Source organism: Asanoa sp. NPDC050611 (genome assembly GCF_040654855.1).
Classification (GTDB): Bacteria; Actinomycetota; Actinomycetes; order Mycobacteriales; family Micromonosporaceae; genus Asanoa.
Genome location: NZ_JBFAIU010000414.1, coordinates 1 through 5,830 on the forward strand (window position 1 = coordinate 1; position 5,830 = coordinate 5,830).

The 5,830-nt window shown below is 69.6% G+C and carries 6 protein-coding genes, 3 tRNA genes and 1 pseudogene; 4 read left to right on the forward strand and 6 right to left on the reverse strand.

Going from position 1 to position 5,830, the window contains the following annotated elements:
• Positions 1-6: 6 nt before the first annotated feature.
• The 4 genes from AB0H87_RS36810 to AB0H87_RS36825 all read right to left on the reverse strand — a co-directional run bounded on the left by AB0H87_RS36810 (position 7) and on the right by AB0H87_RS36825 (position 3,759).
• Positions 7-687, reverse strand: a complete 681-nt coding sequence (locus AB0H87_RS36810; RefSeq protein ID WP_360156755.1) for an HNH endonuclease family protein — start codon at positions 685-687, stop codon at positions 7-9.
• Between the two features lie 92 nt (positions 688-779).
• Complete coding sequence (locus tag AB0H87_RS36815; protein ID WP_360156758.1) at positions 780-1,271, reverse strand: pyridoxamine 5'-phosphate oxidase family protein; 492 nt, start codon at positions 1,269-1,271, stop codon at positions 780-782.
• Positions 1,272-1,305: 34 nt separating this feature from the next.
• Entirely contained in the window at positions 1,306-2,337 is a 1,032-nt protein-coding gene (locus tag AB0H87_RS36820) for a hypothetical protein (protein ID WP_360156761.1), read from the reverse strand.
• A 63-nt stretch (positions 2,338-2,400) separates the two neighbouring features.
• Positions 2,401-3,759, reverse strand: coding sequence for an aromatic acid exporter family protein (locus tag AB0H87_RS36825; protein WP_360156764.1), 1,359 nt, complete (start codon positions 3,757-3,759; stop codon positions 2,401-2,403).
• 141 nt (positions 3,760-3,900) lie between these two features.
• Between AB0H87_RS36825 and rpmJ the strand changes: the two genes are divergently transcribed.
• The gene (gene rpmJ / locus AB0H87_RS36830; RefSeq protein ID WP_360156767.1) at positions 3,901-4,023 is read left to right on the forward strand and encodes a 50S ribosomal protein L36; all 123 of its coding nucleotides are present in this window, start codon (positions 3,901-3,903) and stop codon (positions 4,021-4,023) included.
• Here rpmJ and AB0H87_RS36835 read toward each other — a convergent pair.
• Positions 4,020-4,739 carry a class I SAM-dependent methyltransferase gene (locus AB0H87_RS36835; RefSeq protein ID WP_360156770.1) on the reverse strand — a complete coding sequence of 240 codons (720 nt, stop codon included), beginning with the start codon at positions 4,737-4,739 and terminating at the stop codon, positions 4,020-4,022. The two genes, rpmJ and AB0H87_RS36835, sit on opposite strands and share 4 nt — an antisense overlap.
• 150 nt (positions 4,740-4,889) lie before the next feature.
• Between AB0H87_RS36835 and AB0H87_RS36840 the strand changes: the two genes are divergently transcribed.
• The 3 genes from AB0H87_RS36840 to AB0H87_RS36850 all read left to right on the forward strand — a co-directional run bounded on the left by AB0H87_RS36840 (position 4,890) and on the right by AB0H87_RS36850 (position 5,149).
• Positions 4,890-4,962, forward strand: a tRNA-Gly gene (locus tag AB0H87_RS36840).
• Positions 4,963-4,983: 21 nt separating this feature from the next.
• Positions 4,984-5,054 (forward strand) — tRNA-Cys (locus AB0H87_RS36845).
• 20 nt (positions 5,055-5,074) lie between these two features.
• Positions 5,075-5,149 (forward strand) — tRNA-Val (locus AB0H87_RS36850).
• A 102-nt stretch (positions 5,150-5,251) separates the two neighbouring features.
• Here AB0H87_RS36850 and AB0H87_RS36855 read toward each other — a convergent pair.
• A pseudogene (locus AB0H87_RS36855) lies at positions 5,252-5,566 on the reverse strand (tyrosine-type recombinase/integrase); the annotation flags it as partial.
• Positions 5,567-5,830 lie beyond the last annotated feature (264 nt).

A 5,830-nucleotide genomic window follows, 5' to 3' on the forward strand; every position in this document is an offset into this window, starting at 1 on the left:
GCGCGATCACCTGCGTGTAGTTGGTGTAGATCCGGGCCAGCGCCGCGATCGGCTGCGGCGAGGTGAAGCTGCCCTTGCCCTGCGCCTCTCCGCCGACTGGAGGCGCAGGCCCCAGTAGTGCTTGCTCGCGATCCACATCTTCGCGTACGTGCAGCGGTAGGCGGTCCGGGAGGGCTGCCAGGTCGACGGGTCCTGGTCGCCCTTGGCCTGGTTGACGTTATCGGTAACGGCGATCAGCTGCGGCCGGGACAGGTCGTTGGCGAACTGCTGACGGCGGGCGGTGGTCCAGCTGTTCGCGCCGGAGCGCCAGGCCTCGGCCAGTGGCACGACGTGGTCGATGTCGACGTCGGCGGCGTTGGACCAGGTGGCGCCGTCGTAGGGGCTGTACCAGCTGCCCGAGGTCGCGGCACAGGAGCTGTTGACGACGACGTTACTGCCGTCGCGGCGGAGCACGGTCTCGCGGGTGTTGCAGGCGCCGGAGATCGTGATCCAGTGCGGGAACAGGTCGCGCGAGTAGCCGCTCGTGGAGCCTTCCGCCGCGACGGTGAGGGCGTTGAGCTGCGACTGGGCGCTGGCCTTCGACGGGATGCCGGGCGGGGTCGCCTGCGCGGGCACGGACGTCAGGGTGGCGACGGCGACCGCGGCCAGGGTCGCCGCGACCAGGGTGGTGGTCCGGATGCGGAACATCGATGCCTCCAAGGGGTACGAAGGCATCGATCGTCATCGAGCAGTGTGGCCAGGCGATAGAGATCAGGTGACGGCTTCGCGACCGGCGCGGGTCAGGACTTGCGCACGACCCGCTCGCCCTGCCCGGGCTTCCAGATGGTGATGGTGAGCTGCCCGTCGTCGATGGTGACCGAGGATCCGCTGGTCAGCTCGGCCACGTAGAACGGGTCGAACTCCTGGCCGCGCAGGTCGAAGCCGCTCTCCGCGTAGACCGCGTCGGCGAACCGCTGGTGCAGTGCCCGGTCGGGATCGTTGCGCACGCTGCCGAACAGTTTCACGTCGCCGTCACCGACGTGCGGGTCCACTGTGGCCGTGTGCAGGCAGAACCGCCCGTCCCGACCGAGGTCGCGGAACTTCGTGGTGTGCGGCATGCCGACGAGCAGCAGCCGACCCTCGAAGACCCGCGGCTCGATCGGGCTGATCCGTGGCGAACCGTCGGCCCGCACGGTGGCGAGCAGGCACAGGTTCCCGGTCGCGGCGTGCCGCCGCTGAAATATCTCGGCGATCCGCGGCGCCTCGTCGACGAACTCCTGCCAGGTGGCCATGTCAGGCATCCTAGCGGCGGCCCGCCGCGACCGTTCAGTCCACGATGGGCGGTGCGGTGCGGGCCGCCTCCTTCAGGGCCGCGGCGGCACCCGCGTACGGGTTGTAGGTGTACGAACGGGAAACGCCGCCCGGAATCGTGAAGTACTCGGTGACCAGTTTCGCCGGGTCACTGGCCAGCTCGCCCCGGCCGGGCAGGTCGTTGCCGTCGTCCCAGCCCCACGGCGCGTTCGCCGAGTTGGTCGAGCAGCCCCAGGTGCCCGAGCCGCAGCCGCCGGAGGTGTCGCCCGCGAACGTGCCGAGGCCCGCGAACAGGCTCGCGTTGGCCCGCTGCGCCCAGAGCCCGCCGGCGGCGAAGATGTCGACCAGCTTGTAGCGGACGTCGCGGTCGTTGCCGTCGGCCGGCACCTCGGCCACGGTGGACGGGTAGTGGACGAGCCCGTCGCCGTCGATGGTGTACTGCGGGTACGCCTTGAGCCCGTGCCCCTTCGACTCCTGCGCCGTCACCGGGTGGGTGAACGCGTCGTGCGGCGACGTCGCGAGCTGGAGGGTGCCGTCGGCCGACTCGCGGCCGCCGGTCCAGCTGCTGCCGGCCGGCGTGTACGAGTAGAAGTCGCTGTGCGCGACCGTCACCGCGCCGCGCAGCACGCCGTACGTCGAGCCGTCGCGCTCGATCGCCAGCAGCACGCCCTCGCCGTCGTTCTCGTGCTCGGTCTCGAAGAACGGGTGGTCCACCCAGTCCCGCGGGTGGAAGAAGAGGTACGTGATGTACCAGTGCGAGCTGGTCTCGACGACGGAGTAGTACGCCTGCGCGGCCAGCGGCACCGAGCCGGCGTTGTCCCAGTTGTTACGGCCGTTGAGGTCGCCGTCGAAGTCGACCGCGGCGATGTGGTCGGACCGGCCGCCGAGGGCGTGGCTGCCGGTGGCGTCGACGTCCTGGTAGTGGACGGGTGCCCAGCGCAGGGCCAGCTCGGCCCGGCTGACGGCGGCGGTGGCCGGCGTCGCGGCCGGTGCCACCAGAAGGGCCGCCGACAGCACGGCGGCGCCCAGGAAGCTCTTGGTTCGCATGGCCGCAGCCTGCTGGACGCAGGTGTACGGCCGGCCACCACTATATAGATGAATCCCTACGTCTCAGCGCCTGATCCGACGCCGGATCGAGCGGGCGCTGTCGTCGAGCTGCCGGCGGATGACCGACGGCGTGAAGCGGCGCAGCGGGCGGACCGGCTCGGGACGCGGGCGGGTGATCGCGGGAGAAACCGACTCGGTGTCCGGGTCCAGGTCGTTGATCATCCGGTCCAGGTGGCCGACCAGTGCGCCGTTGATGCGCCAGATAGCCGGCTCGGTCTTGGCGTCCTCCTGGAGCTGGAACGTGGCCTCGTCGCGGAGGAAGCGCGCCCGGCGCAGGGCGTGCCGGAGCGGCTCCGGGCTCGGCGGCGCCGCCGTCACGTCGGACGCGATCACGATGCCGAACGCGAACACCGCGTCGGCGATCGCGTCGAGCAGCCGGGACAGGCTCAGCGACACCCACTCCGCCGGCTTGTGCTGCCCGGCCTCGCCGGACCGCCGGTCCAGCAGGGCGCGGGCCACACCGCGCAGGGAGATCGAGCAGAACTCGAGCGCGGTGAGGCCGGGACGCATGGTGACGGGGATGTGCGCGGTGCGCATGGCGCGCGGGTTGAGGCGCACGCTGTCCTCCGCCTGCGCCAGCGCCTCGCGGGCGATGCTGATCTGCCCGTCGAGGCCGCGGGCGCGGCGCAGCCCGTCGGCGAAGCGGTCGGGCGTCCAGTCGTTCTGGACCCAGCCCGCCATGTCGCGGAGCTGCTTGCCTATGTCCGCGGCGACGGCGCCGATCGCGTTGCCGGCCGGCTGCACGTAGACCCGTGGCAGCGTCACGCTCACCACCACCGCGACGGCGGCGCCCACCAGGGTCTCGTAGACCCGTTCCATGCCGACGTCCGTGCTCCCCGCGACGGCGAGCACCAGCATCGCGGAGATCGGCACCTCCAGCGCATGGTCCCCGAGGCGGAGCGCGTACGCGACGATCATGGCCATCGCCACCGTGATGCCGAGACTCCACCAGTGCAGGCCGAACACACTGGAGAGCACGACCGCCACGAGGACGCCGGCGACCACGCTGCCGATCCGTTCCCATCCCGACCGGATGCTCTTGATCGGCGTGATCTGCACGACCAGGAGCGCGGTCAGGGCGGAGACGATAGGTGGCTCGGTGCCGGGCAGCGGCTCGGCCAGCACGAACGCCAGGACGACGGAGAGGACGACCTTGATGGTGCGGAGCCCGGGCACGGGTTCCTGGCCGCGCAGGCGGGCCCAGAACCGGCGCTTGCGGGAGGCGGTGGGTGCGATGTCGGCGGGCTCCGCGGGGGCGAGCAGGTCGCCGGTGATGCGGACGCTCTCGCTCGCGATCCGGCGTGCTCTAGCGGTGGGTCGCGCAACCGCGCCCGACCGTCCGTGCCGCGAGCCCCTTGACATGCCCCTCCCGACCAGCCGTCACAACTGACCGAGTTTACCCGTTTCCCCGGTTTTGCCTGCCCACTCGGGAATGCGGACCGTGGTGAGGACGTTGCGCAGACCGCACGACCGCACAGCCCAGAACGGAAGAAGGCTTCTCTGATGAAGGTCCGTACCTCGTTGCGATCCCTGGCCCGCAAGCCCGGCGCGAAGGTCGTCCGGCGCCGCAACCGGATCATGGTGCTGAACCGGAAGAACCCGCGTTGGAGCGGGCGCCAGGGCTAGTTTTTCCGCCCCACGAAGAACGTGCGCGGAGTGCGGTCCTCGGAGGTCACCTCGGTGACCGCCGCCGGCGCGAAACCCGCCTCCCGCAAGAGTTCCAGCCAGGTGTCACGCGGATAGAGCCCCGTCTCGTGGGTCTCGTGGACCGCGGTCACCTGGCTGTTTTCCTTCAACAGAAACGCGTAGTCGGTGACCGTCGTGGTGTCGGTGGGATCGGGGTCGTAGGTCCAGCTGAGGAACCTGGCGGAGCGCCCGTCCGCCCCGTCGCTGCCACCATGATCGGTCTCCGGCGCGAAGATCTCGGCGGTGGCGTCGGGCACGAACACGGCTCGCCCGCTGTCGTTGGTGTGCACGTACGCCGTCTCGATCGCCCGCCGCAGGTCATCCTCGGTGGTCATGTAGTCGATCGCGTCGTGGACGAACACGGCGTCGAACTGCCGGCCGAGCCGGACCGTGCGCATGTCGCCCTGCCGGTGCTCGAGCTCCGGGTTGATCTTGCGCGACTCGGCCAGCATCGCCTCGGCAAGATCCACGAGCGTGAGATCAAACCGCCGCTTCAGGTGTACGGCGTTATGCCCGCCGCCGGACCCCAGCTCGAGCACGGTCCGGGCACCGTCGAGCAGCGTCGCCGCGAAGGCGGCCTCCTCGACATAGTCCTCGGCCGGCGAGATCAACGACCACCAGGGCGCGAGGTCGCCGTAGAAGCGATGGACGGTCACCCATCCATTGTCCGTACGCTGTCGCCTGTATTTCGGATTGCCGGGTTTGTCCGGTTGGCCGCAACGACGCGCCGGGGGTACCCCGAGTTGGCAGTTGCTGGGGGGCTCGGCTAAAGTTCACATCCGTCGCCAGGAACAACAAGGCGACATGCGGACGTAGCGCAGTTGGTAGCGCATCACCTTGCCAAGGTGAGGGTCGCGGGTTCGAGTCCCGTCGTCCGCTCGGCACGTCGAGGGCTACCTCGGTGGAGTGGCCGAGAGGCGAGGCAACGGCCTGCAAAGCCGTCTACACGGGTTCAAATCCCGTCTCCACCTCGCTACATAAGCACAGCCTCGGGCGATTGGCGCAGTGGGAGCGCGCTTCCTTGACACGGAAGAGGTCACTGGTTCAAACCCAGTATCGCCCACCAGATAGAACAGCAGGTCAGAGCCGGTTTCCTCGGAACGAGGGACCGGCTCTTTTCCGTTCCGGAGGCACGCTGGGAGAAATCTGGGAGATGACCTTGGCTCGCTCATGCCGAGACCTCCCGGAGCAGACGGTCAAGAACGGCGACGGGTGAACCGGCACAGAGCTTGTATCGCTCCCGCAGCGCCGCCGCCCACAAATCCGTCAACCCATCGAGCAGCCCTTCGACCATGACCGGTGTGACGTGGGTGTAGAGCGCGCCGATCGAGCCGTCAGCGTGGCCCATCTGGGCATCCATGAGCTTTGCCGGCGTGCGCAACTCGACCATCAGTGTCTTGTACGAGTGCCGCAACCCATGGGGAGTCAGCCCAGGCGCGATCGGCAGCCAGCACGCGTCGGCCCGCCCGGCCGCGTTGCGACCGGCGGAACCGGCCCAAACAGTGCCAGCGATGCCAGCCATGCCAACGGCACCCGTTACAACAGGCGTCAACCACTCCCAGGCCATTGATCCATCATCGACACCTGACGCAAACCCGGTACCCCTACGTTCGGCTACGAGCCCAAACCCATCGCCTCCGGCGGGTAGGGCCTCCGGCCGTACGACCCGGAGTTGGCCTCCGGCGGCCAGGGCTACTCGCCCCTGGACCCCCGGCAGCTCTGGGATGGCCGGCACGTCGCGTTGCCC